The organism is Streptomyces sp. NPDC039736, from assembly GCF_055596485.1.
On sequence record NZ_JBVIUQ010000002.1, the window covers coordinates 93,260 to 118,257 of the forward strand.

22 protein-coding genes and 3 tRNA genes are annotated in these 24,998 nt (G+C 72.3%); 15 read left to right on the forward strand and 10 right to left on the reverse strand.

All coding sequences use genetic code 11. The features are described 5' to 3' along the window. Positions 1-5: 5 nt before the first annotated feature. Positions 6-641 (reverse strand): uracil phosphoribosyltransferase, encoded by a 636-nt coding sequence (gene upp / locus ACZ56L_RS05365; protein WP_345220661.1) that lies wholly within the window; start codon positions 639-641, stop codon positions 6-8. 147 nt (positions 642-788) lie between these two features. Between upp and ACZ56L_RS05370 the strand changes: the two genes are divergently transcribed. From ACZ56L_RS05370 to ACZ56L_RS05410, 9 genes are all read left to right on the forward strand, one after another. Next, positions 789-1,001 (forward strand): hypothetical protein, encoded by a 213-nt coding sequence (locus ACZ56L_RS05370; protein WP_345220662.1) that lies wholly within the window; start codon positions 789-791, stop codon positions 999-1,001. 167 nt (positions 1,002-1,168) lie between these two features. Then, the gene (locus ACZ56L_RS05375) at positions 1,169-1,720 is read left to right on the forward strand and encodes a tRNA adenosine deaminase-associated protein (protein WP_345220664.1); all 552 of its coding nucleotides are present in this window, start codon (positions 1,169-1,171) and stop codon (positions 1,718-1,720) included. Positions 1,721-1,773: 53 nt separating this feature from the next. After that, positions 1,774-2,202: a tRNA adenosine(34) deaminase TadA gene (gene tadA / locus ACZ56L_RS05380; RefSeq protein ID WP_401755385.1), complete on the forward strand. Its 429-nt coding sequence runs from the start codon at positions 1,774-1,776 to the stop codon at positions 2,200-2,202. 58 nt (positions 2,203-2,260) lie between these two features. Further along, positions 2,261-2,350: transfer RNA gene (locus ACZ56L_RS05385), tRNA-Ser, on the forward strand. 507 nt (positions 2,351-2,857) lie between these two features. Continuing rightward, entirely contained in the window at positions 2,858-3,019 is a 162-nt protein-coding gene (locus tag ACZ56L_RS05390; protein WP_189822638.1) for a hypothetical protein, read from the forward strand. Positions 3,020-3,077: 58 nt separating this feature from the next. Next, positions 3,078-3,371 (forward strand): Dabb family protein, encoded by a 294-nt coding sequence (locus ACZ56L_RS05395; RefSeq protein WP_471061872.1) that lies wholly within the window; start codon positions 3,078-3,080, stop codon positions 3,369-3,371. A 211-nt stretch (positions 3,372-3,582) separates the two neighbouring features. Then, entirely contained in the window at positions 3,583-4,572 is a 990-nt protein-coding gene (locus ACZ56L_RS05400) for an RNA polymerase sigma factor SigF (protein WP_471061875.1), read from the forward strand. A gap of 223 nt (positions 4,573-4,795) precedes the next feature. Continuing rightward, entirely contained in the window at positions 4,796-5,692 is an 897-nt protein-coding gene (locus tag ACZ56L_RS05405; protein ID WP_345220675.1) for an RNA polymerase sigma factor SigF, read from the forward strand. 84 nt (positions 5,693-5,776) lie between these two features. After that, a complete protein-coding gene (locus ACZ56L_RS05410) occupies positions 5,777-6,604 on the forward strand; it encodes a hypothetical protein (RefSeq protein ID WP_471061879.1) in 828 nt (275 codons plus the stop codon). Positions 6,605-6,626: 22 nt separating this feature from the next. On the opposite strand, the gene ACZ56L_RS05415 is transcribed toward ACZ56L_RS05410, so the two are convergent. Beyond that, entirely contained in the window at positions 6,627-6,851 is a 225-nt protein-coding gene (locus tag ACZ56L_RS05415) for a hypothetical protein (protein ID WP_189822633.1), read from the reverse strand. Positions 6,852-7,087: 236 nt separating this feature from the next. Here ACZ56L_RS05415 and ACZ56L_RS05420 point away from each other — a divergent pair, with 236 nt between their 5' ends. From ACZ56L_RS05420 to ACZ56L_RS05430, 3 genes are all read left to right on the forward strand, one after another. Beyond that, on the forward strand, positions 7,088-7,648 hold the full coding sequence (locus tag ACZ56L_RS05420) for a MarR family winged helix-turn-helix transcriptional regulator (protein ID WP_345220679.1): 561 nt from the start codon (positions 7,088-7,090) through the stop codon (positions 7,646-7,648). A gap of 102 nt (positions 7,649-7,750) precedes the next feature. Then, positions 7,751-10,129, forward strand: coding sequence for an MFS transporter (locus tag ACZ56L_RS05425; RefSeq protein WP_471062804.1), 2,379 nt, complete (start codon positions 7,751-7,753; stop codon positions 10,127-10,129). Positions 10,130-10,267: 138 nt separating this feature from the next. Beyond that, complete coding sequence (locus ACZ56L_RS05430; protein ID WP_345220683.1) at positions 10,268-11,086, forward strand: YceI family protein; 819 nt, start codon at positions 10,268-10,270, stop codon at positions 11,084-11,086. 73 nt (positions 11,087-11,159) lie between these two features. Here the strand turns inward: ACZ56L_RS05430 and ACZ56L_RS05435 are convergent, their stop codons facing one another. Next, positions 11,160-11,963 carry a GAF and ANTAR domain-containing protein gene (locus tag ACZ56L_RS05435; RefSeq protein ID WP_345220685.1) on the reverse strand — a complete coding sequence of 268 codons (804 nt, stop codon included), beginning with the start codon at positions 11,961-11,963 and terminating at the stop codon, positions 11,160-11,162. Positions 11,964-12,018: 55 nt separating this feature from the next. Next, on the reverse strand, positions 12,019-12,696 hold the full coding sequence (locus tag ACZ56L_RS05440; protein ID WP_471061885.1) for an ANTAR domain-containing protein: 678 nt from the start codon (positions 12,694-12,696) through the stop codon (positions 12,019-12,021). 279 nt (positions 12,697-12,975) lie between these two features. Between ACZ56L_RS05440 and ACZ56L_RS05445 the strand changes: the two genes are divergently transcribed. Further along, positions 12,976-13,374 (forward strand): STAS domain-containing protein, encoded by a 399-nt coding sequence (locus ACZ56L_RS05445; RefSeq protein WP_468691003.1) that lies wholly within the window; start codon positions 12,976-12,978, stop codon positions 13,372-13,374. Between the two features lie 145 nt (positions 13,375-13,519). On the opposite strand, the gene ACZ56L_RS05450 is transcribed toward ACZ56L_RS05445, so the two are convergent. The 3 genes from ACZ56L_RS05450 to ACZ56L_RS05460 form a co-directional block, all read right to left on the reverse strand. Beyond that, the gene (locus tag ACZ56L_RS05450; protein WP_471061889.1) at positions 13,520-14,335 is read right to left on the reverse strand and encodes a TetR/AcrR family transcriptional regulator; all 816 of its coding nucleotides are present in this window, start codon (positions 14,333-14,335) and stop codon (positions 13,520-13,522) included. Between the two features lie 272 nt (positions 14,336-14,607). Next, positions 14,608-16,140 carry an MFS transporter gene (locus tag ACZ56L_RS05455; protein ID WP_471061892.1) on the reverse strand — a complete coding sequence of 511 codons (1,533 nt, stop codon included), beginning with the start codon at positions 16,138-16,140 and terminating at the stop codon, positions 14,608-14,610. A gap of 783 nt (positions 16,141-16,923) precedes the next feature. Then, positions 16,924-17,703, reverse strand: a complete 780-nt coding sequence (locus tag ACZ56L_RS05460; RefSeq protein WP_471061895.1) for a response regulator transcription factor — start codon at positions 17,701-17,703, stop codon at positions 16,924-16,926. Positions 17,704-17,828: 125 nt separating this feature from the next. Here ACZ56L_RS05460 and ACZ56L_RS05465 point away from each other — a divergent pair, with 125 nt between their 5' ends. Further along, positions 17,829-18,722: an LLM class F420-dependent oxidoreductase gene (locus ACZ56L_RS05465; RefSeq protein ID WP_345220699.1), complete on the forward strand. Its 894-nt coding sequence runs from the start codon at positions 17,829-17,831 to the stop codon at positions 18,720-18,722. Positions 18,723-19,084: 362 nt separating this feature from the next. Here the strand turns inward: ACZ56L_RS05465 and ACZ56L_RS05470 are convergent, their stop codons facing one another. The 3 genes from ACZ56L_RS05470 to ACZ56L_RS05480 all read right to left on the reverse strand — a co-directional run bounded on the left by ACZ56L_RS05470 (position 19,085) and on the right by ACZ56L_RS05480 (position 20,566). Beyond that, complete coding sequence (locus tag ACZ56L_RS05470) at positions 19,085-20,038, reverse strand: DUF2797 domain-containing protein (protein WP_471061898.1); 954 nt, start codon at positions 20,036-20,038, stop codon at positions 19,085-19,087. Positions 20,039-20,146: 108 nt separating this feature from the next. Then, positions 20,147-20,219: transfer RNA gene (locus tag ACZ56L_RS05475), tRNA-Arg, on the reverse strand. Between the two features lie 253 nt (positions 20,220-20,472). Further along, positions 20,473-20,566, reverse strand: a tRNA-Ser gene (locus tag ACZ56L_RS05480). Between the two features lie 416 nt (positions 20,567-20,982). On the opposite strand from ACZ56L_RS05480, the gene ACZ56L_RS05485 reads away from it, so the two are divergent. After that, a complete protein-coding gene (locus ACZ56L_RS05485) occupies positions 20,983-24,891 on the forward strand; it encodes a PAS domain-containing protein (protein WP_471061902.1) in 3,909 nt (1,302 codons plus the stop codon). The last annotated feature ends 107 nt before the right edge of the window (positions 24,892-24,998 follow it).

Below are 24,998 nucleotides of genomic sequence, written 5' to 3' on the forward strand. Positions count from 1 at the left end.
GAGGACTACTCCGCGGTGCCGTACATGCGGTCGCCCGCGTCGCCCAGGCCCGGCACGATGTAGCCGTTCTCGTTGAGCCGCTCGTCCACCGAGGCCGTCACCACCGTGACCGGCGTGCCCGCCAGCTCGCGCTCCATGACCTCCACGCCCTCCGGCGCGGCCAGCAGCACGACCGCGGTGACGTCGTCGGCGCCGCGCTTGATGAGCTCCTGAATGGCCGCCACCAGCGTGCCGCCGGTCGCCAGCATCGGGTCCAGGACGTAGACCTGCCGGCCGGAGAGGTCCTCGGGCATCCGGGTGGCGTACGTCTCCGCCTGGAGGGTCTCCTCGTTGCGGATCATGCCGAGGAAGCCCACTTCGGCGGTCGGCAGCAGCCGGACCATGCCGTCGAGCATGCCCAGACCGGCCCGCAGGATCGGGACGACCAGGGGGCGCGGGTGCGAGAGCTTGACGCCCGTGGTCGTGGTGACCGGGGTCTCGATGTCGACCTGTTCGGTGCGCACGTCCCGGGTGGCCTCGTACGCGAGCAGGGTGACCAGCTCGTCGGCGAGGCGCCGGAAGGTGGGGGAATCGGTGCGCTTGTCGCGCAGCGTGGTGAGTTTGTGCGCCACCAGCGGGTGGTCGACGACGTGTATCCGCATGTTTCCACAGTAACCGGGCGTGCCGGGCCCCTGCTCCCCGCGCACGCCCGGACAGACGTCCCGTCGCGTTCCGGCTCGCATCATCCCCGGAACCCGAGGGAAGGTGAAGACGTACCGAAAGACGCCTCATCAGGACGGTGCGGGCCCATGACGCAGCAGCCAGAACAGGACACTCTCCACGCCGAGCAGCTCACCGAGGAGCAGCGGGCGCAGGAGTCCGACGCGGCCAGGAGGCGGCGACGCGCCCAGTTCCTCCGCGAACTCAACGAGGCCAAGGAGCTGCGCGACCGGGTCCAGCCGCGACGGGCGCGGGCGGCGAGAATGCGCCAGCAGATGCGGATGCGGACCTTCCGCTGGTAGTCGTACGACCGGTCCGGAGCGCCCCGCGGACAGGCCGCCCACCGGACTGATGCACGACGCAAGAGCGGAAGACATCCCGCTCGCGACTGGTTTCTGTCACGATTCCGATTGGGCGGGGCCTTCTGAGCACCGCTGAATCGTCACCTCTGACCAGTGGGAGAGTCACGGTGTACTTCGCCGCACTGCTCGCGCGCACCGAAGACGGATGGGAAGCGAGCGACACGGAGCTCGACGACGTGGAGTCCCTCACGGACCTCGTCGAACTTGCCCGCGAGGGCTCGGTGGACGACGACATGGTGCTCGTCTTCATCGAGCAGGAGGACGCCTGGTTCGGCGTCGTCCGCGTGGAGGAACTGGAGGACCCGCGGATCTACGTCTCCGACGCAGCCGCGGCCGCCCGTTCCTCGTACGGAGAGATCCTCACCGACGAACTGCTCGGCTCCGACGACGACGTCGTCGTCGACCTGGAAGCACTGGACCTCGACGGCACCGAGGACGGGGAGAGCGAGACGGAGACCGTGGACGAGGCAGAGTCCACCGACGCCGTCGCGCTCGTGCCCGCCCAGAGCGGGCCCGCCGTCGCGGGCCCGGCCGGGGACCGGCTGATCCTGGCCGACCTGGGCCTGTCGGAGAAGGAGCTGCTCGCCCTCGACAGCGACGCGCTGTCCACGATCGCCGAGGCGCTGGGCGCCGCGGAGATCCTGGAGGCCGTGCGCTAGTGCCCGAGGAGTCCCCCCTGTCCGATCCCGTACGAGATCCCTGGCGTACGGCCATGACGCTCGCCCTGTCCGAGGCGGCAGCGGCGGCGCGGTCCGGCGACGTGCCGGTCGGCGCCGTCCTGCTGTCCCCGGCCGGGGAGGTGCTCGCCACCGGGCACAACGAGCGCGAACTGCACGGCGACCCGACCGCGCACGCCGAGGTGCTGGCGGTCCGGCGGGGCGCGGAGAAGCTCGGGGAGTGGCGGCTGACCGGGTGCACGCTGGTGGTCACCCTGGAGCCGTGCACGATGTGCGCGGGCGCGATCCAGCAGTCCCGCCTGGAGCGGGTCGTCTACGGCGCGCGCGACGAGAAGGCCGGGGCCGCGGGCTCGCTCTGGGACCTGCTGCGGGACCGGCGGCTCAACCACCGGCCCGAGGTCGTCGCGGGTGTGCGCGAGGAGGAGTGCGCGCGGCAGTTGACCGCCTTCTTCCGCGAGCGGTAGCGCGGACCGGCGGTCATCGGTTTCGGAGCACTGCCCGGCGTGTACTAGACTCTGTCTCGGTAGCGTGTCCGAGTGGCCTAAGGAGCACGCCTCGAAAGCGTGTGATGGTGCAAGCTATCCGTGGGTTCAAATCCCACCGCTACCGCCATCAGAAGAGAGCCCCTCCGGGATTCCGGAGGGGCTTTCCTCATGTCCGTACGCGGTCGCCGTGACCGGCGGCCACGCAGCAGCAGCCCCGGCCTGGGAGAGGCCGGGGCTCTGCTGGTCCGTGGGGGCCGCCGCTCGCGGGAGGGGTTCAGGCCGGGGGAAGCGGCATCGGGGGGACAAGCCGCTTCCCCCGATGAGAACGGACCTCCAAGTCCGGGCCGCAGTCAGGGGAGTGCGCGGCGCGGACCCCGCAGTGGGGTCACGTTCCTCACCCGGTGGACTCCTGCCAGATCCCTCCGGGCTCAAGGACAATCCTGCTCCCCCCGCAAGCCCGGCATCCCCGCCGAAGGACCTCCGGGGGCGGGCCCTTGGTCCTTAAAGGGCGGGTGGGGCGGAGCGGGAGATTCCGGCGGTGCCCGCAGGGTGATCGCACGCGCCCGCTTGAGTTGTGCGGTCCTGCGGTTAGACTCTCGCGACCGCTCGGCGGACCACAGGGGAGGGTCTGGGCATGGACATCAAGAAGGCCATTCTCTACATCCTGGTCGTTTTCGTGCTGTACACGATCATCACCTCCCCGGAGAAGGCCGCCAACATGGTCGGACTAGGCTTCCAGGGCCTGTCCGACGCGGCCAAGGGAATCGGCTCGTTCATGACCAACCTCGTGAAGTAGCCCGGACGCGTCCGCCGCGTCCCTCCGACGGCCGCTCCTCTTCCCCAAGGAGTGCCCCGTGATCCGCCATCTGGTCCTCTTCAAGCTCAACGAGGGCGTCTCCCGCGACGAGGAGCGCGTGCAGGCCGGCGCGAAAGCCTTCGCCGAGCTGCCCGGCCTCATCCCCGAGCTGAAGTTCTGGGAGTCCGCCTGGAACGTCTCGGACCGCCCGATCGCCTACGACTTCGCCATCAACTCGGCCGTGGCGGACGCCGATGCGCTGAAGGCGTACGCCGAGCACCCGGCCCATCAGGCGGCCGTCGCACAGTGGCGCGAGTTCGCCACCTGGGTCATCGCGGACTACCCCTTCTAGGCCGGGCGGCCACCGCTCCCAGGGCTTCCACAGCACAGCCCCGCACCCTCCCGGTGCGGGGTTTTTGCATATTTATGCCCCAACTTGCCACCAACACGGGGTTATCAGGTGCTTGCACACAGTGCACATGTCTTGTGATGCTATGACCGCTTTTGACGGATGAGTGCGACGAAGTGTTCGCTCAACGACTGAAAAAGGGGTGGCGTTGACTGTGCCGGCCAGTACTGCTCCGCAAGCACCGCCCCATCAGTCCCACGGACCCCATGAGCCACACGGCCCGCAGAAGCCGCACGGCACACATGAGCTGCACGGCGCACACGAGTCGCACGACGCAGACGAGTCACCTGGTACTCCTGAGCCGCGCGGAGCTGAGACCCCCGGCGAGACGCCCCTCGTCGAGACCGCCGACCGGGAGCCGGGAACGCCCGCGCCGCGCACCCGGGGCGCGGACACCCGCGCCCTCACCCAGGTGCTGTTCGGCCAGCTCAAGGGCCTCACCCCCGGCTCCGGGGAGCACTCCCGGGTGCGGGCCGCGCTGATCGAGGCGAACCTCCCCCTCGTCCGGTACGCCGCCGCGCGCTTCCGCAGCCGCAACGAGCCGATGGAGGACGTCGTCCAGGTCGGCACCATCGGCCTGATCAACGCGATCGACCGCTTCGACCCGGACCGGGGCGTCCAGTTCCCCACCTTCGCGATGCCCACCGTGGTCGGCGAGATCAAGCGCTACTTCCGCGACAACGTCCGCACCGTGCACGTCCCCCGGCGGCTGCACGAGCTGTGGGTGCAGGTCAACGGCGCCACCGAGGACCTCACCACGCTGCACGGCCGCTCCCCCACCACCGCCGAGATCGCCGAACGGCTGCGGATCGGCGAGGAGGAGGTGCTGGCCTGCATCGAGGCCGGCCGCAGCTATCACGCCACCTCGCTGGAGGCCGCCCAGGAGGGCGACGGACTGCCCGGACTCATCGACAGACTCGGTTACGAGGACCCGGCGCTGGCCGGGGTCGAGCACCGCGACCTGGTCCGCCACCTGCTGGTGCAGCTCCCGGAACGCGAGCAGCGGATCCTGGTCCTGCGCTACTACAGCAACCTGACCCAGTCCCAGATCAGCGCCGAGCTCGGCGTTTCCCAGATGCACGTGTCCCGTTTGCTCGCCCGCAGCTTCGCGCGCCTGAGGTCCGCAAATAGGATCGAGGCGTAATCCTCGCGGGTACAACGCGAGGGAAGCTGTGGGGGGAAGAAAAGCCGCACACCCCCTCTTTCCTGCCTGTATTTGTCGACTTGGCGCTACAGCGTGTTGCCGACATGTGACATTCTGCTGGAACCGCGTTTGCCGCAGCTCCGCCGCCGGTATTCAGGTGGAGGCTGCTTCCTTCGACGGGAAGCGTCTGCCGCTACCGTCCGCGACCCTAAGAGGGGGTGGCATGTCCGTAGAACAGGGCAGTTCGAAGGTGCTCATCAAGGATGCGCCCGACATGCTCGACCGCGCTCCGGCGATGACCGCGATCCCGGCCCAGCCCGGGCCCGCGCAAGCGCCGCCGATCGTCTCCCAGCCGGAGGCACTCGACACCCGCACGCTGTCCCGCTCCCTGTTCCTGCGGCTCGCCGTCCTCGACAAGGACAGCCCGGAACGCACGTACGTCCGCGACACCCTGATCGAGCTCAACCTCCCGCTCGTGCGGTACGCGGCGGCCCGCTTCCGCTCGCGCAACGAGCCGATGGAGGACATCGTCCAGGTCGGCACCATCGGCCTGATCAAGGCGATCGACCGCTTCGACTGCCAACGCGGCGTGGAGTTCCCGACGTTCGCGATGCCGACCGTGGTCGGCGAGATCAAGCGCTTCTTCCGCGACACCTCGTGGTCGGTGCGTGTTCCGCGCCGCCTCCAGGAGCTGCGCCTCGCCCTCACCAAGGCCTCCGACGAGCTGGCGCAGAAGCTGGACCGCTCGCCCACCGTGCCCGAACTCGCCGCCGTACTGGGCGTGTCCGAGGACGACGTGGTCGACGGCCTCGCGGTCGGCAACGCGTACACGGCCTCCTCCCTCGACTCGCCCTCCCCCGAGGACGACGGCGGCGAGGGCTCCCTCGCGGACCGCCTGGGCTACGAGGACACGGCCCTGGAGGGCGTCGAGTACCGCGAGTCGCTGAAGCCGCTGCTGGCCAAACTCCCGCCGCGCGAACGGCAGATCATCATGCTGCGCTTCTTCGCGAACATGACCCAGTCGCAGATCGGCGAGGAGGTCGGCATCTCCCAGATGCACGTCTCCCGGCTGCTCACCCGCACGCTCTCGCAACTGCGTGAGGGCCTGATCGCCGACTGAGGCCCCGCCTCACCCGCCCGCCCCGTCCGCGCGAAGCCGTCGGCGGGGCTGGTTATTTGACGCACCGTCAGTGACACTGTCGCGATGCGACGTCAGCATGTGGCAGTGGGGGCCGGTGTTCTCGCGCTGTGCCTGGGCGGCCTGCTGGCCGTCGGCGGCGACGGCGGGGGCGACAAGGGCTTCGTGGCGGTGGGCGCGGCCGGAACGGGCTCCGGGGACGCCCCGACGCGCCCGGTGCCGCCCGAGAGCTCCGTCGAACTGTTCCCGCTGGACGCGCCCGACTCCGGCGGCGGGCCGGGCAGCCGGCCCGGCACCCCGGGCACGCCGGGAACCCCCGGTACGACTGGCACGAGCGGTACGTCCGGCGCTTCCGGCACGTCCGGTGCTTCGGGTACGTCCGGTACTTCGGGTACGTCGCCGGGCTCGTCCGGCGCCACGGGCTCGGACGCCCCCGTCGGCACCCCGCAGACCCCCGGCGGCAGGCCCACCGCCCCGCCCGGCCCCGGCAGCGAAACCGACACCGGCAGCCCGAAGCCGCCCGCCCCGTCCGGCCCGCCCCCGTCCGGGCCGCCGGCCTCCGCCGAACCGCCCGCGAGCCCCGCCACGCTGTCCGTCGGCGCGCCCGTACGGGCGAAGACGGACCGGCGCTGGTGCGAGAAGGTGACGGTGCGGCTGCACAACACGGGCGGAACGGCGGTGCGCTCGGGCAGCGTGACGTTCCGGACGCACATCATCGGGGCGCTCGGCGTCGACTGGGGGGCGCGGACGTCCACCCAGCCTCTCCCCGGCCGGATCGGCCCGGGAGAGGCCAGGAACGTGACGTACACCGTGTGCGTGGACGCCTGGCGGGTGCCGCTGGGCATGCGCGTGGAGACGCGGAAGGTCTCCGCCGCCTGGCAGCAGGGGACGTGACGGAGGGCGGAACGTAAGAGGATCAGCCGAGCGCGAGCCAGGCCACCGCGGCCAGGATCACCACGACGGCGACGATGCCGATGATCAGGCCCGTCTTGGGGCCCGACGACTGTGCCGCCGGCTGCGAGCGCCGCTGCTGCTGCGCGGGCTCCTCGTCCACGAACGCGCGGAACATCTGAGTGCTGCCCGCCGGGTCGTAGTTGCCCTCGGGACCTTGGCCCTGAGGGGCGTGGGGGTTGTGTGCCATGCGCGAGACCCTAGCGAAAGGAGGGGTCCGAGCGACACCCCAGGGCCCCTCTCCGCGCAGACCTGCGGCTTCACACCGCCTCCAGGGGCCCTTGACCGGCCGATCACGCAGCCTTTTGGATTCCTTTGCCCGAGAGGCCCGAATTTAACTTGCCTGAAGCAACCAACTAATCCTATCGTTGCCCTAAGCAACAAGATGAGTGACACGACGGACCCGAAGGCTTGCAGGGAGGTGCCATGGCCGCCAAGATCCAGTACGAGGAGCTGGCCCGCCAGCTCAGTGCCATCGGCGCGGTGAAGCGGGGTCTCGGACGCATCCTGCCGCCCGAGTGCCCGCCCGGCTCCGCCGCCGTGCTCACCCTCCTCGACCGGCACGGCGAGATGCGGCTCAGCCGGCTCGCCGAGCTGATGGCGATCGACCTGTCGGTGACCAGCCGCCATGTCGCCCACGTCGCCGAACGCGGCTGGATCGAGCGCTCTCCCGACCCGGGCGACAAGCGCTCCCGCATCCTCCGCCTGACCCCGGACGGCGAGTCCGTCCTGCGCGAGCTGTCCCGGCGCACCACCGAAACCCTCGCCCACACCCTGGGCGACTGGTCCGACGACGAGGTCGGACAGCTCAACGCGATGCTCGCCCGGCTGCGCGACAGCTTCGGCGACTGCCGTTCCTGGCCGCCCGCGCCGCTGGACTGCGCCGCCGCGCTCACCGCCCCCGCACCGGGCGGCGGGGCACTCGTCGCCCCGCGGCCCGCCGCCGGGGCGCTCACGACTTCCGCGATACCCGCAACACCCGCGTAAAGGAAAAGGATTCCATTGGCTACGACCACACCCACCGGTGTGCGGGGCGGCCACGCCAAGCACGGAGCCTCCCCGGCTCCTGCCTCCGACAGCGCCGCTCCGATGACGCACCGCCAGATCATGGAGGCCCTCGCGGGCCTGCTGCTCGGCATGTTCGTCGCGATGCTGTCGTCGACGATCGTGTCGAACGCCCTCCCCGAGATCATCCGCGACCTCGACGGCACCCAGAGCGCCTACACCTGGGTCGTCACCGCCGCCATGCTGTCCATGGCCGTCAGCACCCCGATCTGGGGCAAGATGGCGGACCTGTTCAGCAAGAAGCTGCTGGTCCAGATATCCCTGATCATCTTCGTGCTGGCCTCGGCGCTGGCCGGTCTCTCCCAGAACACCGGCATGCTGATCGGCTTCCGGGTGCTCCAGGGCATCGGCACCGGCGGCCTGGTGGCCCTCTCCCAGATCGTCATCGCCGCGATGATCCCGCCGCGCGAGCGCGGCCGGTACTCCGGTTACATCGGCGCCACCTTCGCGGTGGCCACCGTCGGCGGCCCGCTGCTCGGCGGTGTCATCACCGACACCTCGTGGCTCGGCTGGCGCTGGTGCTTCTACGTCGGCGTGCCGTTCGCGGCGATCGCGCTGGTCATCCTCCAGAAGACGCTGCACCTGCCGGTCAACAAGCGCAAGGTGCGGATCGACTGGTTCGGCGCGTTCTTCCTGGCCGCCTCGGCATCGCTGCTGATGATCTGGGTGACCCTCGCGGGCAAGAACTACGACTGGAACTCGTGGCAGACGTACACGATGGTCGGCGGTTCGGTCGTCCTCGGCGTCATCTTCGTGATCATCGAGTCCAAGGTCGCCGAGCCCCTCATCCCGCTGCGCTTCTTCCGCAACCGCACCATCGCGCTGACCTCGGCGGCGAGCCTGTTCGTCGGCGTCGCGATGTTCGGTTCGACGGTCTTCCTCTCGCAGTACTTCCAGCTCGCCCGGGACAAGTCGCCGACGATGTCCGGCGTCATGACCATCCCGATGATCGCGGGCCTGTTCCTGTCCTCCACGGTCTCCGGCGCGATCATCACCAAGACCGGCCGCTGGAAGGCGTTCCTGGTCGCCGGTGGCGTCGGCCTGACCGCCGGACTCGGTCTGCTCGCGACCATCGCGTACGACACCGAGTACTGGCAGGTCGCCCTCTGGATGGCGATCCTGGGCCTGGGCCTGGGCATGATGATGCAGAACCTGGTCCTCGCCACGCAGAACCAGGTCAAGCCGCAGGAGCTCGGCGCGGCCAGCTCGCTGGTCGCCTTCACCCGGACCCTCGGCGGCGCGGTCGGCGTCTCCGCGCTCGGCGCGGTGCTCTCCACCCGCATCACGCACTACGTCACGGACGGCCTGGCCGCCCGGAACATCAAGCTCCCGGCCGGCGGCACCGGCGACGGCATCCCCGACATGGACGCCCTGCCCGCGCCGATCCGCACGGTGATGGAGAGCGCGTACGGCGACGGCGTCGCGGACGTCTTCCTCTACGCGGCCCCGTTCGCCCTGGTCGCCCTGCTGCTGGTCGTCTTCGTCAAGGAGGTCGCCCTGAAGTCCGCCAACGACGCGGACACCCCGGCCACCGCCGCCACGGAGACCCCGGCCACCGCCGCCACCGCCGAGACCCCGGTCGTGGAGGCCACGGCCCACGCGGAGGAGGCTCAGGCGACGCAGCAACTGCCGCCCACCGGGCGGACCCTGCACGGCACGGTCCGTACCGCCGAAGGCGCTTCGGTACGCGGCGCGGCGGTCACCCTCATCTCCCTCGCCGGACGGCAGCTCGGCCGCTCCGTCGCCCGGCCGGACGGGCGGTACGCCCTGGACGCCCCGGCCGCCGGCTCCTACGTCCTGATCGCCTCCGCCGACGGCTTCCAGCCGCAGGCCTCGACGGTCACCGTCGGGGACGAGCCGATCGCGTACGACATCCTGCTCTCCGGCACCAGCGGCCTCAGCGGTGCGGTCCGCAGCGCGGCCGACGGGTCCGGCGTCCCGGCGGCGATGGTCATCGTGACCGACGTCCGCGGCGACGTCCTGGCCACGGGCACGTCCAGCGAGAGCGGCGAGTTCGCCTTCGCCGAGCTGGTCCCCGGCACGGTCACGGTCGCCGTCAACGCGGCGGGCTTCCGTCCGACGGCGCTGCCGGTCGAGATCGGCGGCACCGGCATCACCCGCATCGAGGCCGTCCTCCAGGCCGGCGCGCTGGTCCAGGGCACGGTCCGGGCGGGCTCCGCCCGGCGCCCGCTTCCCGACGCCCGCGTCACGCTCGTGGACGCGGCGGGCAACGTGGTCGCCACCTCCACCACCGGTGAGGACGGCGCGTACGCCTTCACCGACCTGGACGCGGGCGAGTACACGGTCATCGCGACGGGCTACCCGCCGGTCGCGGGCAACCTGACGGTGGCGGGGCGCGGCGTGGACGCGCACGACATCGAACTCGCCCACCCGGGCGAGTAGTTCAGACCTCCGGCCCGGGGCGCGCGTCGAGCGGAGGCGCGCCCCGGGGCCGGTGGGACGGGGGCGGCGGGCAGGGGACGGCCTGCCGCCCCCCTCTTTTCTTTTCCTTGGGCTTCGGACACGGCAAGGCAGGTAGGCATGGGACTTCACGCACAGGTACGGACCCGGGACGGCTGGGCCGTGCAGCACGCGGTGGTGACCGTCACCGACATGACCGGCACGCAGGTGCTGCGGGCGGCGGCCGACGCGGACGGCGTCGTCACGGACGCGTCCGCGCTGACCCCGGGCCCGTACACGGTCATCGTGACGGCCGTCGGCTACGCGCCGGTGGCCTCGACGGCGCTGGTGACCGCGGCGGGCCGGATCGACGCGGGCCACGTGGTCCTGACGCGTCAGGGCGGGGTGGAACTGCCGCCCCCGGGCACCTGGACCATCGACCCGGTCCACTCCTCCGTGGGCGCGGTCGCCCAGCACCTGGGCATCTCCAGCGTGCGGGGCCGCTTCACCGACTTCTCCGGCCGGATCGAGATCGCCGAGGACATCGAGCAGTCGCGCGTGGAGGCGGTCATCTCCGCGTCCTCCATCGACACCGGCAACGGGATGCGGGACGGCCACCTGAAGTCCCCCGACTTCCTGGACGTCGCGTCCTTCCCCTCCATCACCTACCGCAGCACGGGACTGGTCCCGGCCGGCCCGGACCGCTGGACGGTACGCGGCGAACTCGCCCTGCACGGGGTGGTCCGCCCGGTCGACCTGGACCTCTCGTACCTGGGTACGGGCCCGGACCCGTGGGGCGGGGTGCGCGCGGCCTTCCACGCGACGGCGGACCTGCGCCGCGACGACTTCGCGATGAACTACAACCAGGTGGTGCAGGCGGGCATCTCCGCCATCGGCGCCACCCTCCGCGTCGAGCTGGACATCCAGTCCGTGCAGGGCGCCGCGCTGCCGGTGGCGTGATCCCGACGGGCCCTGCCGATGGGGCCGGGGCCGGGGCCGGGGTGTCCGGTCCCGGCCGTCGCACCCGCGGTGCTCAGTCCCGCTGGGTGAAGCGCCCCGGCTCCGGCGGCCGTCCGCCGGTCTGCAGGACGAGTTCGTAGCAAAGCTCGCGGAGCTTGATGTTCCGCCCCTGCGAGGCCCGCCGCAGCACACCGAGAGCCACCTCCGCGGGGCACCGCTGCCGCGCCATGACGATCCCGATCGCCTGGTCGATCACGAAGCGCGACTCCATCGCCGCCCGCAGATCGCGCGCCGCCTCCGTCTCTCTCTCGATCCGTTCCGCGACCGCGACCGCCCCCGCCGCCTGCTCCGCGAAGCGCCGTACGACCTCCTTCTCGCCCCGGAAGGCCCCCGGAGTCCGCGCGTACAGGTTCAGCGCCCCCACCGTGTGCGCCCGCGACTCCGCGTCCGGCACCGTCGACGCCGGCCGCCCCTGCACCGACAGCGGCGCCGCGAACACCGACCGGACGCCCTGCCCGGCGGCCAGCCCGGGGTAGGGGCCCCAGCGCTGCTCGTCCAGCGTGTCGGCGACGTACTTCTCGACGCCGTCCCGCAGGCTGCACACGCACGGTCCGGCATCCACCTCGTACTGCATCGCGTCGAGCGTGAACGCCGCGGCGTCGCTGCTGGCGGTGGTCATCAGCCGCCCGTTCCTGCGCATGGTGACGCTGCACGAGTCGGCGTCGGCCACGGCCCGGACGGCCTGCTCGGTCAGCTCCTGGAGGAAGCGGTCCAGCCCCCTCCAGTCGGTGAGCGCATCGTGCAACGACGCGAGGTCGAAGTCGTGGAGCCGACCCGGTCCTCCCGAGTCCGTGATGGCGTCAGTCGTGTCGGTCATACCTCCGCAGGTGCCCTCTTTCACGCCGGAAACGCTGTGCCGTCACCCACTGTCGTCACTCCGTGGCAGATGCATCGACAATGCGTGACGCGATGTCCCGCAGCTTCACGTTGTTCTGCTGCGAGGCGCTGACCAGGCGGTCGAAGGCCTGCGCGGCGTCGATGCCGAGGCGCCCCATCAGCAGCCCGGTAGCCTGCCCGATGACGTCCCGGGTGTGCATGGCCTCGGTGAGCTGCTCGGTGACGTCGACGGTCTCCAGGGCGATCCCGACGTACGCGGACAGCAGCCGCCCCACGCGCACGACGGCCGGGTCGGCGAACCCGCCCGGCCGCTTCGCGTACAGAGTCAGCACGCTGAACCGGCTCTGGTGCCCGCGCAGCCGCAGGAAGAGCGCGCAGCCCGCGTCCCCGTCGTCGACGACGGACAGCGGCGACAGCCACAACTCCTCGCCCGGCAACGGCAGTTCGGACGCGGGTACGTCGTCGGTGGTGGCGAGCGCACGGACGCGGCCGGAGCGTTCGACGACGAAGAGCCCGGCGTGGTCGGTGCCCGGAACCAGGTCGCGGGCGAGCCGGACGGCCGTGCGGGCGGTCTGCTCGCGGCCGTCGGCCTCGTGCAGTTCCACCGCGGCGGCGGCCAGGGCCTCCGCCAGGCCGGCATCGGGGGGCCCGGCGGGAAGCAGGTCGAAATCGACCTGGGCATGTGGAATTTCGGGAATGTCGGACGCAGTCACCACGAACCTCTTCGGCGTGCACGGCGCTGGATACGGCCGTGCCCGGGAGAGCTCCGCAGCACATTCCCGACTGCGAGCAAAGGACGAACAGACTCTATCCGCTTCTGTCCTGCGGCGAAGCAAGCAGGCGACGATCAGCTAGACGCGGACCCCGGTGCGAAGCTTCTGCGGGGATCGCCCGCGTTTCCTCGACCGGCCGCGGCCCGCGTGGTCCAATGAGAGTCCCGGTCAGGAAGCGGCCCCCCGATCACGACGCATCGACAAGGCGTCATCGGACAGGTGACCACTGTGTCCTTCCGCCTCACCCTCAGCGATCTTTCCGGCTCCCCGCACCACCCGCGGTGCACGCTGCTCGTCATGCCCCCCGAGATGGACATCGCGAACTGCGAGGAGCTGTACGGAGCCGTGTGCGACGCCGTGGACTCGCGGCGCGACCTGACGGACGTCCTGGTTCTGGACTTCACCGGGACGTCCTTCACCGACAGCCGCGGCGCCCGCCTGATCTCCGCCACGCGGGAGTACGCGGCAGGGGCGGGCATCGCGCTGCGGCTCGCGGTGGCGGAGGAGGGGGTGGTGCGCCGGGTGGTGACGCTGACGGGCGTACGACGGGACGTGCCGGTGTACGGGTCGGCGGCGGACGCGGTGGCGGGCGAGGAGGAGCTCTGGGACTGGGACTGAGGCGTCCCGGGGGGCTGCCGCGCGGCGGGGGGTTCGGGCGGCTTCGCGGGGCGCCGCTCCTCGGGACGGGGGCGCTTCCGGGCAGGGCTGCTTCCCGGGGCAGGACCGCCTGTCCGGGTGAGGCCGCTGCTGGAGCGGCGGGCCCTCAGGCCCCGGGAACCTCAGGAGCCTCAGCGGCTCCGGCCGGTCCGCCGCGCGTGGCCTCGATGCCCGCGATCAGCACGTCCAGTGAGTACGTGAAGTCCCGCTGGTACATCTCCTCGACCGTGCCACCGCCCCGCGCCGCCATGATCTCCGAGGAGGCGCGGAACAGCTCCGTCTCCTCGATCTCCCCGGCGATCAGCCCCATCGACTCCCGGAACAGCTCGTCCACGCTGAGCCCCGCGTCGGCGGCGAGCCCGCGGAACTGGGCCTCGCTGTTGGCGAATCCGTACACGAACTGGAAGACGGCGGAGATCGCCCCGCCCTGCCGCTCCACCGGGACGCCGCCCTTGCGCATGACCTCGATCGAGGCATGCGAGAACGCCATCATGTGCGGGCCGATGTTGAGGAAGCGGCTGAGCAGGCCGGTCGTCCAGGGGTGGCTGACCAGCATCTCCCGGTAGCTCTGGGCGAGCCGGCGGAGCTGGACGCGCCAGTCGGTGTCGTCGTCGGGGTCGGGCGGGGAGAGTTCGCCGGCCACCCGGTCGAGGGCCAGCTCCAGGAGGTCGTCCTTGTTGGCGACGTACCAGTAGACGGACATCGCGGTGACGCCCAGCTCGGCGGCGAGGCGGCGCATGGAGAACTTCGCGAGGCCCTCCGCGTCGAGCAGGGCGACGGTCGCGGCGGTGATCTTCTCCCGGTCCAGACCGGAGTCCGGATCCCCCTTGCGCGCACCGCCCCCGCTGCCGCGCGGCACCTTGGCGTCCAGCCACACGCTGCGCATTCCGGGCTTCTTGACGCGGTCGTCCGCGGGCACCATGGGCCACACTCCTTGGTTCTGCTGGGGCGGACCGTGGCGTTCCGGTTCCGTCCGGGGCGATGCTATTCAGTATCGGCCCGCGGGGGTACGGGGCGGCTCGGGCGGCGGGGGGCGGCGGGGGCGGCGGCTCGGGCCCACGGGGTTGCGGAGGCCCGGCCACGGGGTCACGGGGTTGCGGGGCGGCCTCGGCCGTGAGGAACGTCCGGCCGTACGGACAGCCCGCGGAGTGCCGCCCCCCGTGCACGCTTACGAGCAGCGGACCCCGTCGCCCCTCACACCCCGGCCTTACGAGCGGTGGCCTCCGCCCTCCTGAGCAGCACCGCCGCCAGGAGTCCGCCCGCGAGCACGGCCGCCGCCCCCACCAGTTGGCTGGTCTCCAGCCCGGAGGCGAACGCGTCCCGGACACGCTCCCGCTCCCCCTCGTCACGGGCCGCCGCCAGTGCCACGGGCAGCGAGACCGCCCCTGCCGCACCCGTGAACAGGGCGGCGAACCGGGAGTTGAGGACCGCGCCGAGGACCGCCACCCCGAGCCCGTTGCCGAACTCGGCGAGGGTGCCGTTGATTCCGGCCCCGACCCCGGCCTTCTCCGGCGGAATGGCGCTCATCAGGGCGTTCGCCATGGCGGGCGCGGCCAGCGCGACGCCGACGCCCATGGCCACGAGCCCGACGACCATGCCGCCGTAGCCGTGGCTGTCCGCTCCGCCGAGAACGGCGATCGCCGCGAGCCCCGCCGCGACGCAGCCCATGCCGAGCACGACGGTGCTCGGGGTGCCGAGCCTGGCCAGCACCCGCGCACCGACGCCCGCCAGATTCAGTACGACGACGGTGGCGGCCAGCGGCACGGTCCGCAGCCCCGCCTCCAACGGCGCGTACCCGAGCACGAACTGGAGGTGCTGGGTGAGCAGGAACAGCGACCCCGTCATGCCGAACGCGACCAGGATCGACCCCGCGACCGCGCCGACGAAGCGCTGGTTGCGGAAGAAGTGCATGTCGAGCATCGGATACGGAATCCGCAGCTCCCACCACACGAACGCGGCCAGCGAAACGAGCCCGGCGGCCGCCGCGCCCAGTACCGGCCCGGAGGACCAGCCGTGCTCGGGCCCGGTGATGATCACGTACACGATCGCCGTCATGCCGACGGTGGAGAGCAGAGCGCCGAGCAGGTCGGGCCGGTCACCGGCCGGATTCTTGGACTCCGGTACGAGTGCGAGGACCGCGACCAGTGCGAGCAGCGCGACCGGGATGTTGATGAGGAAGATCGCGCCCCACCAGAAGTGTTCGAGCATGATGCCGCCGACCAGCGGCCCCGAGGCGAAGCCGAGCATGGCGACGGTGGACCACAGGCCGATCGCCTTGACGCGTTCCTTCTCGTCGAAGATCTGCACGACGACGGCGAGGGTGGTGGTCATCAGCAGCGCGCCGCCGACGCCCATCCCGGCGCGCGCGGCGATCAACTGTGCGGAGGTCTGCGCGAGTCCGGCCGCGAGCGACCCGATCCCGAACAGGGCGAGCCCGGCGGCCAGGAGCTTCTTGCGGCCGTAGCGGTCGGCCGAGCTGCCCGCGGTGAGCAGCAGGCCGGACTGGACGAGCGCGTACGCGTTGATCATCCACTGGATGTCGGTGCTGGAGGCGTGGAGCTCGGCGGTGAGGGAGGGGATGGCGACGTTCAGGACGGTGTTGTCGAGCAGCACGGTGAGCTGCGCGAGGCAGATGACGCCGAGGATCAGCCAGCGCTGGGGATGCCCCTGGGGCGACGCGACGGGCGGAACGGCGGACGGGTTTCTGTCGGTGGTCGTCGTTGCCACGACGGGACTCCTCTACGGTGTACAGGCTGACGCTCTACACCGTAGAGGACACTCTTGTACACCGTAAAGGAAATATGCCCGGGACCCGCTCGCACGACGCTCGGCAACGCTCTGGAGGCGGCGGCGCACAGCACTCGGGGGCGCTCGGCACGCAGCAACGCTCGGCGGGCCGGCATTCCGCGCTCGGCGGCGCTTGTACACGGCAGCGCTCGACGCGCGGAACGCCCAGCATGCGGGGGTGTTCGGCGGCGGTGACACGCGGCGGCGGCATTCGGCACGCGGCAACGCTCAGCGTTCGGGCGGCACTCAGCGCTCGGCGGCGTGCTTGTACGCGGCAACTCTCAGCGCTCGATACGCGCAGCACTCGACGGCACCCGGCAACGTCCAGCACTCGGGGCGGCACAGCGCTCGGCAACGCTCGGCGGCGTTCGGCACGTGACAAGGGGCGGCGTTCGACACGCGCAGCACGCGGCGGCACTCGGCGCGCTCAGCGCACATTGAAGCCCGGCGGCGTTCGGCATGCGTTCACGAGCGGCGTTTGGCACGCGCAGCACGCGGCAGCACGCGGCACGCGACAGCACCCGCCCTCGGCGGCGCTCAGCGCTCGGCAGCACTCGCACGCGGCAGCACGCGGCGATGCTCAACGCTCGACGGCACGCAACACCCGACAACGCCCCCCGACCGGCGGCACTGAGCACCCGGCACCACCCGCCGCCCGGAGGCACTCAGCACCCGGCACCACCCGCCACCCGCCGCCCGGAGGCACTCAGCACTCGCCGGCGCTCACCCGCCCGGCCTGATCAGGTACCCGGCTCCGCGCCGCGTGTGGATCATCGGCGGCCGCCCCGCGTCGATCTTCTTCCGCAGATACGAGATGTAGAGCTCGACCACATTGGCCTGCCCCCCGAAGTCGTAGTTCCAGACCCGGTCCAGGATCTGCGCCTTGCTCAGCACCCTCCGCGGATTCCGCATCAGGAACCGCAACAGCTCGAACTCGGTCGCCGTGAGCCGCACTTCGGCCTCCCCCCGCCACACCTCGTGGCTGTCCTCGTCCAGCCGCAGGTCCCCGACCACCAGCTCCGAGTCCGGCCGTGCGACCACCCGCCCACCCCCGCTGCGCCGGATCAGCCCCCGCAGCCGCGCCACGACCTCCTCCAGGCTGAACGGCTTGGCGACGTAGTCGTCGCCGCCCGCGGTGAGCCCGGCGATCCGGTCCTCCACCGCGGCCCGCACCGTCAGGAACAGCACGGGCACGTCCGGCAGGTCTGCCCGGACCCGCCGCAGCACGTCCAGCCCGTCCATGTCGGGCAGCGTCACATCCAGTACGACCGCGTCCGGCCGGAAGACCCGCGCGGCCCGCACCGCCGCCGCCCCGTCCCCGGCACTCCGGGTCTCCCACCCCTCGTACCGCAGCGTCATGCACAGCAGTTCCGCAAGCGGAGCCTCTCCGTCCACCACCAGCACTCGGACGGCACCACCGCCGCCGCCACCAACGCCGACCCGCTCACCCACCGGCCTGCGCCCCCGATCGCCCACCCGGGGCCCACTCACTGTCGTCCGCATGGCCCCACCCTCACCGCGAACGGTGAGAGCCCCCTTGCCCGTTCCTGTGAATCCCCTGAGAAGAACGCCCCCGGAACGCCCCCCTCCCCCGGAATAGCCCCGCCGACCTGCCCGTTAGCCCCCACATGACTTCCGACTCCCACCGCTCCCGCCTCTCCCGCACGCACGGCCGCCTCGGCATCTGGCACGGGGCCCTCCGCTCCCCCGAGCCGCAGGACCCGCTGGAACTCACCGACGCGGTCACGGAGTTGGAGGACCTCGGATACGGAACGGTCTGGTCCGGCGGCAACCCGTCCCTCGACGACGTGGCCCCGCTCCTCGAAGCGACGGACCACCTCAAGGTCGCCACCGGCATCGTCAGCATCTGGCAGCACACGGCCGAGGACGTGGCGGCGACGGCAGCCGCCTACGAACGGCGCTACCCCGGCCGCTTCGTCCTGGGCCTCGGCGTGAGCCACGACGCGCTCGCCCCGCAGTACGCCCGCCCGTACTCGGCGATGACCGCCTACCTCGACGCCCTCGACCGGGCGGCGACCCCGCTCCCCGCGGAGCGCCGCATCCTCGCCGCCCTCGGCCCGAAGATGCTGAAGCTGGCCTCGTCCCGGGCCGTCGGGGCACACCCGTACCTGGTCACCCCGGCCCACACCGCGCAGGCCCGCGAAGCCCTCGGCCCGGACGCCTTCCTGGCCCCGGAGCTGACGGTCGTCCTCAACCCCGACCTGGCCGAGGCCCGCACGACCGCCCGCGCGATGCTCGCCCGCTACCTCGCCCTCCCCAACTACACCAACAACCTCCTCCGCCTCGGCTTCACGGAGGCCGACTTCGCGGACGACGGCAGCGACCGCCTCCTCGACGCCCTCTTCGCGCTGGGCGACGAGGACCGCGTCCGCGCCAAGGCGGAGGAGTTCTACGCGGCCGGCGCCGACCACCTCGCCCTCCAGGCCCTGCCCCCGGCCGGCGCCCCCGTCGGCGCCCTCCCTCGCGAGGAGTGGCGAGCCCTGGCCAAGGCCCTCCTCTAACCGCTGCTCAAGAACCGGCGTCCCCGCGACCGCCCCTCCCCCAGCCGGAGCCGCTCCAGCGCCTCCGGCTGGCGCGAGGACCCGTACGGAACATGCAGAAAGCCGCTCCCCAGCAACCCTCTGCGTTCCCACCCCCCTCGGGAAACGGCACCAACCCTCGTACGTCCCTACTAGCCCCGGAAACGCCCCGTGCGCGAGTGTCCCCCCCCGGCACGACGGTCGCCCTTCACCCCGGATGCCGCACCACCACCTCCCCCACCGACCCCGCCCCGGTGAACTTCCCCCGCACAGGCCCGGACCCTCCCTGCCCCACCACCGGCACCCCGACCCCGACCAAGCCCCCACTCCCCACACAAAGCCCCTCAGAACAACCCCTCCTGCACCCCCGCCTCCCCCTCCACAGCCTTCACGGGCACCGTCACCCCACCCCCCGCATCCCCCTTCTCCAGCACCCACCCCGCCACCAGCCGGCTGTCCACCACAACCACCCCAGCCCCGGCCCCCGGCACCTCCACATGCACATCCGGCCCCGCCACCGCCACGACTCTCCCCGCGACACACCCCCCGCTCACCAGCTCCCGCACCACCCCCACGGCCCCCGCCAAGCCGTCCAGCCCAAAAACCCCCGCGTGGTCGACGACCTCGCACCCCACCACCGCCAACGCCTCCGGCCAGCCCGCCAGCTCCACGGCCCGCGCATGCAGCTCCCGCACCTCCGCCGCCCGCTCCGCCGCTCCCGGCAACGCGGCCCGCACCGCCCGCTTCTTCGCGTACGAGATCCGGTCCGGGACCCCGAGCCCCGCCCGCAGCAGCTCCTCGCAGCGCCGCGCCGCCATCAACGGCCCCCGCCCAAGCAGGCTGAACGCCACCGCCCCCTGCTCCAGCAGCCGCGCCGACCCCCGGTCCTCCCTGGTGATCCCCACCTTCACCATCCCCGGCCCGAACCACGCCAGGTACACCGCATACGGCCGCGGATCATCGGCCATCGTGTCCGCCGCCACCGACCGCGACCGGTCCAGCCGCGCGCACTCCCCGCACTGCGCCTGCGTGGCCCGCCCCGCCACGACAGCACGCAGGGGGCACGGATTCCCCCGCACCCCCACGCACCGCCGCTCCCCGACCACCCGGAACCCGATCTCCCGCCCGTACGAGACGGTCCCCCCGGCCCCCACCCCGTACGACAACGGACTGACCGGCCCGCCCCCGCCCGCGGACCCGCCCCCGGCCTCCGCCTCCCACCGCAGCCCCGGCATGCCACCGGCCCAGCTCAGCCCGGCACTCCGCCACTCGCGCCGCCCCGCCCGCTCCCTCTCCATACCGCCAGTGTGTCCTCCACCACTGACAACGCCCCGGCTCCCGCCGGCCAGTCGAACCCCGAACACGAAGAAGCCCCCCGGACTCAGTCCGGGGGGCTTCTCTCACTGTGCACTCGGCAGGATTCGAACCTGCAACCTTCTGATCCGTAGTCAGATGCTCTATCCGTTAAGCTACGAGTGCTTGTCGCTGTGCTTCCGGGCCGTTTTCCGCCCCGTCGGCGTTGCAAGAAGAACATTACATGACCTGCGCCGTCATGCGAAATCCATTCCGCACACCCGGCCTGACCTGCACAAACACTCGGACGAGTGACGGGCGCGTCGCGTCGGGCGCAGTCGCGCCCGACGATCACTTCCGGAAACCGGGCCCCGCCGTCCGGACCGGTCCCGGGAACGACCGAAGCCCCGGTCCTGGAGGACCGGGGCTTCGATGGTGCTGGCGGAGGCGGAGGGATTTGAACCCTCGATGGGCTTTAAGACCCAAACCGCATTAGCAGTGCGGCGCCATAGACCGGACTAGGCGACGCCTCCAGCACGACCCACACACGCCAGCGCTTGCGCGTTCGCGAGTAGGTGCGTTGCAGATGATGGCACAGCATTGCGCGGTGTCACCAATCGCACCCCACGGTACTAGGCGACCGGGCAGCAGGGCAAAGCACTTGTGACGGCCCGGCGGGGCGTTTCGCCGCGAAGATCCACTTCGTGCCGGCGCAGTGCGGGGGCCGGGTCGGGCGACGGGCGACGCATGATCGTCGGCGCGTCACCGCGAAGATCCACTTCAGCCGCGGGGAAGGCTCCGCGGCGACTCCCCGTCATCCGCCGTCACGCCCGCATCCCCAGCCTTTAGACTCCTTCCAGTGACAACGCGCGGCCCGAGGGGAAAAATTGAGGCCGCCGGAGGGTCACCGACTGGGCAAAATGCAGTAATTCAGGGAGGAACCGTCGTCGTGAGCAGCAGGCCATTCCGAGGCGCTGCTCGCCTCGCAGCGATACTCGACGCTCTCCCGGACGGGCTTCTGCTCGTCAATTGCAACGGGACCGTGGTCAACGCCAACACCATCGCCCTGGAGACCTTCGAGGCCCCGGGCACCGCGCTGGTCGGACGCGGACTGCTCGACCTCTTGCCGGAGTTCGACTCCAAGCTGATCCCCGGGTCCATGCGCCGCCCCTCCGGGGTCGACCCGCAGGGCCGCACCAAGCCGGCCCGGATGACCGCCCGACGCACCGACGGCAGCCAGTTCCCCGTCGAGGTCACCAGCGCCAACCTGGAGGACGGGCGGGACGCCTTCTCCGCCGAGCGCCCGGCCGGCGCCACCTCCCTCACCGGTGACGAACTGCTCATGCTGGTCGTACGGGACCTTTCGGGCACCGTCGACACTGAGGCCGAACTGGCCCGTTCCCAGCGGCAGACCGAGATGATCCTGCGCGCCGCCTCCGAGGGCGTGGTGGGGACCGACACCGAGGGCCGCATCGTCCTCGCGAATCCGGCCGCCGCGCAGATCCTGGGCTACCGGGCCAGCGACCTGGGCGGCAAGGAGCTGCACGCGCTCGCCGTGCACTCGCGGGCGGACGGGACGCCGTTCCCGTACGAGGAGTCCCCGCTCGCCGACACCCTGAAGTCCGGGCGCAAGCACCGGGTGCGCGGCCAGGTGCTGTGGGCGAAGAGCGGCAAGCAGGTGCCGGTCGACCTGACGACCGCCCCCGTGCGCGACGGCGAGCAGTTGGTGGGCGCGGTCATGACGTTCGCCGACCGCCGCGCGTACGAGGAGCAGGCGGCCCAGCACGCCGAGGAGCTGGGGCGGCTCACGTCCGAGCACGCCGCTGTCGTGGAGCGGATGACCTCCGAGCACGCCGAGGAGCTGTCCGCCACGCGCGAGCGGTACGACGCCGAGGTCGCGCTCGGGCAGGAGCGGTACGAGGAACTGGCCGACCGGCACACCCAGTTGAGCGCGGTGCTCGGCGGCTCCCTGCGCGGCCCCCTGGAGGAGCTGCGGGGCGAGCTGGGCACGCTGGCCGCCGACCCGGCCGGACAGCTCTGGCCCGAGGCCAACCAGGTGCTGCACCACCTGGCCGCCGGATACGCCCGGATGACGACGCTGGTCGACAACGTGCTCGGCTTCCAGCGCCTGGCCTCCGGCGTCGAGCCGCTGGTCAAGGCGAACGTCCTGGTGGACGGGATCGTCGCGGCGGCCGTCGAGGGCGCGGTCGAGCTGATCGGCCCGGGGCGTGCCCAGTTCGCGGTGCACGCGCCCGCCATAGAGGCCGAGGTGGACGGCGTGCGTCTGGCCACCGCCCTGGCCCACCTGGTGGCGGACGTCGCCGGGGTCGACTCCACCGGCAAGGTGGCCCCGGCAGCGGCGCCGGCCGGCGGCTACGTCGACTCGACGATCGTGGTGGCGGCCGCCCAGCGCGGCGAGGTCGTGCGGTTCGAGGTGCGCGGCCCGTACCCGGGCGGCGACCCGGTGCACGAGCCGATCGTGCGGGGCATCGTCCAGGCGCACGGCGGCGTGCTCCAGACGCACGAGGTGCCCGGCATGACCGGCAGCGCGTACGTCCTGGAGGTGCCGATCGGTGACGGCTCCGGTTCCGGGGCCGCCCGGGAGCCGAAGACGGAGCCGCAGCCGGAGACGGAGACGGCGCCTGTCGCGGAGGCCGCCGTGCCCGCCCAGCAGGCCGGCGGCCGACGCGCCCGGAGGTCCTCCACCGACGCCTTCCTCGATGTCGAGGAGAGCGCCCCGGAGGCCCCCGGAGCACCCCCGGAGGCCGCGCCCGGCACCGCCGCCCCCAGCGGACGGCGCAGGGCCCGTCGCGGCCCCGCCGACGAGCAGCCCGAGCTGATCCCGGCCCAGGGCACCGGCGAGGGCACGGGCGGCACGGGCCGCAGGCGCGGCCGTCCGAGCCCCGGCGAGGAGCCCGCACCGGCCTCCGCGAACGACGGCGCCGGTACGAGCACGACAAGCGCGGGAGGGTCCGGTACCGACGCCCCCGCGCCCGGCACCGGTCAGGCACTCGCGCTGCCGGGCCCGACCAGGCCCGCCGACCCGACCGGTGCCTCCGGTGCCGCTGCCGGTCCTGCCGAGGGTTCCGTCGTGACGGCCGGTGAAGGCGCCGCCGGGCGTGCCGCGCTCGGTGAGACCGTGCCGCCCCAGGGCGTGCCCCCGCACTCCGTTCCCGCGCAGGGGCTCCCCGCACAGGGACTTCCGGCTCCGGGACTCCCCGCGCAGAGCACCGCCGAGGCGCCCCGCCGTGCCCCTGCCCCGCACGAGGGCGGCGGCATGCCCGCGCTGCCGCCCGCCCCCGCCTCCCCCGGCCGGCGGCCGGGTGCGGACGGCTCCGCCATGCCCGACGCCCGTGCCGAGGGCGGCGCCGGTGCGGACGACACCTCCGGGCAGGAGCAGGTGCTCGCGTCCGCCGGGGCCGCCCGCGCCCAGGCCGGGGGCGGCCGCCGCGCCCGGCGTGCGCTGGCCACCGCCCCGGCCGAGCCCGAGGAGGCGCGGAGCCCGTTCGCGCTGCCGCCCGCCGAGGCGGACCGGGTTCCCGGACGGCCCGGTGACGTACCGCAGGAGCGGTCCGCGCAGGGTGTGCCGGGCGGCTGGCCGACGCCGTCCGCCGACGTGGCCAACCCCCAGAACGCCCCGAGCCCGCAGGCCCCGCAGAACGCCCCGCACCCGCCGGGCCACCCGGCGCCGCAGGCGCAGCCGCTCCCGGCCGAGTCTCCGCACTCCACCCAGGGGCGTGCCTTCAGCGTGCGGACGCTCGGACAGGACGCGCCGTTCTCGCAGCAGATCGCCCAGCAGCAGAACCAGGTGCTGGGCTCGGGCCGCCGTCGCAAGCTGGCGGCCCCCACCGAGGCCGAACGTCCGGCGGCCGCCGCGCTCGCCGGGGCGGCCGAGGCGGAGCCCGAGGCCCGTCCGCACCCGCAGAGCGCCCAGCACACCCCGACCGGCGGCACGCCCACCGGACCGGCCGCCCCGCAGCAGCACCAGCAGCTCATTCCGGAGGCCTCCGGAGGGCGTGCGTACGCCATAGACGCCCCCGACGAGGGCAGCGAGGGCCCGGAGCCGCTGGACGGACCGGGCGGCGCGGTGGAGGTCTCCAACCGGCCCGTGCCGCAGCCCGTGGACGACGAGCTGCCCCCGGAGCCGCTGGACAACCCGCGCCGGCTGCTGGTGTGGCCCGCGCCGGACGTCTCCACGGAGCAGGCACTCAGCGACCGCGGCTACCGGCCGGTGATCGTGCACTCCCGCGAGGAGGTCGACGCACAGATCGCGGCGTTCCCCGCCGCCCTGTTCGTGGACCCGCTGACCGGGCCCATCACCCGTACCGCGCTCCAGTCGCTACGTCAGGCGGCCGTCGCGGCGGAGGTGCCCGTGCTGGTCACCGCCGGACTCGGGCAGGCGACGCGTGAGGCGGCGTACGGGGCGGACCCGGCCGTGCTGTTGAAGGCGCTTGCACCGCGCGACAGTGAGCAGCACCCGCCGCGCGTCCTGCTGATCGAGGAGCACGAGGAGATCGCACAGGCGCTGACCGCGACGCTGGAACGGCGGGGCATGCAGGTCGCACGCGCCGCGACGGACACCGAGGCGGTCAACCTGGCCACCCAGATGCGGCCGAACCTGGTCGTGATGGACCTGATGCTGGTACGCCGCCGCCGGGCGGGCATCGTCGACTGGCTGCGCGCCAACGGGCAGTTGAACCGCACCCCGCTGGTCGTCTACACGTCCGCCGGACTCGACCAGGCACAGCTGCCGAGGCTGTCCTCGGGCGAGACGGTGCTCTTCCTGGCGGAACGGTCCACAAGCGCCGAGGTACAGGGCCGGATCGTGGACCTGCTGGCGAAGATCGGCACCAACTGACGTACGGAGAGGAATGTTTCACGTGAAACATCCACTTCCGGGGTGGCCTTCGGCGGTGTTTCACGTGGAACACCACGAGGGCCGGGGCGGTGTTTCACGTGAAACAC

Coding starts and splice junctions, on each gene's coding strand:
- upp (WP_345220661.1), bottom strand. CDS start 641: ATGCGGATACACGTCGTCGACCACCCGCTGGTGGCGCACAAACTCACC.
- ACZ56L_RS05370 (WP_345220662.1), top strand. CDS start 789: ATGACGCAGCAGCCAGAACAGGACACTCTCCACGCCGAGCAGCTCACC.
- tadA (WP_401755385.1), top strand. CDS start 1,774: ATGACGCTCGCCCTGTCCGAGGCGGCAGCGGCGGCGCGGTCCGGCGAC.
- ACZ56L_RS05390 (WP_189822638.1), top strand. CDS start 2,858: ATGGACATCAAGAAGGCCATTCTCTACATCCTGGTCGTTTTCGTGCTG.
- ACZ56L_RS05405 (WP_345220675.1), top strand. CDS start 4,796: ATGTCCGTAGAACAGGGCAGTTCGAAGGTGCTCATCAAGGATGCGCCC.
- ACZ56L_RS05410 (WP_471061879.1), top strand. CDS start 5,777: ATGCGACGTCAGCATGTGGCAGTGGGGGCCGGTGTTCTCGCGCTGTGC.
- ACZ56L_RS05415 (WP_189822633.1), bottom strand. CDS start 6,851: ATGGCACACAACCCCCACGCCCCTCAGGGCCAAGGTCCCGAGGGCAAC.
- ACZ56L_RS05420 (WP_345220679.1), top strand. CDS start 7,088: ATGGCCGCCAAGATCCAGTACGAGGAGCTGGCCCGCCAGCTCAGTGCC.
- ACZ56L_RS05425 (WP_471062804.1), top strand. CDS start 7,751: ATGACGCACCGCCAGATCATGGAGGCCCTCGCGGGCCTGCTGCTCGGC.
- ACZ56L_RS05430 (WP_345220683.1), top strand. CDS start 10,268: ATGGGACTTCACGCACAGGTACGGACCCGGGACGGCTGGGCCGTGCAG.
- ACZ56L_RS05435 (WP_345220685.1), bottom strand. CDS start 11,963: ATGACCGACACGACTGACGCCATCACGGACTCGGGAGGACCGGGTCGG.
- ACZ56L_RS05450 (WP_471061889.1), bottom strand. CDS start 14,335: ATGGTGCCCGCGGACGACCGCGTCAAGAAGCCCGGAATGCGCAGCGTG.
- ACZ56L_RS05460 (WP_471061895.1), bottom strand. CDS start 17,703: ATGCGGACGACAGTGAGTGGGCCCCGGGTGGGCGATCGGGGGCGCAGG.
- ACZ56L_RS05465 (WP_345220699.1), top strand. CDS start 17,829: ATGACTTCCGACTCCCACCGCTCCCGCCTCTCCCGCACGCACGGCCGC.
- ACZ56L_RS05470 (WP_471061898.1), bottom strand. CDS start 20,038: ATGGAGAGGGAGCGGGCGGGGCGGCGCGAGTGGCGGAGTGCCGGGCTG.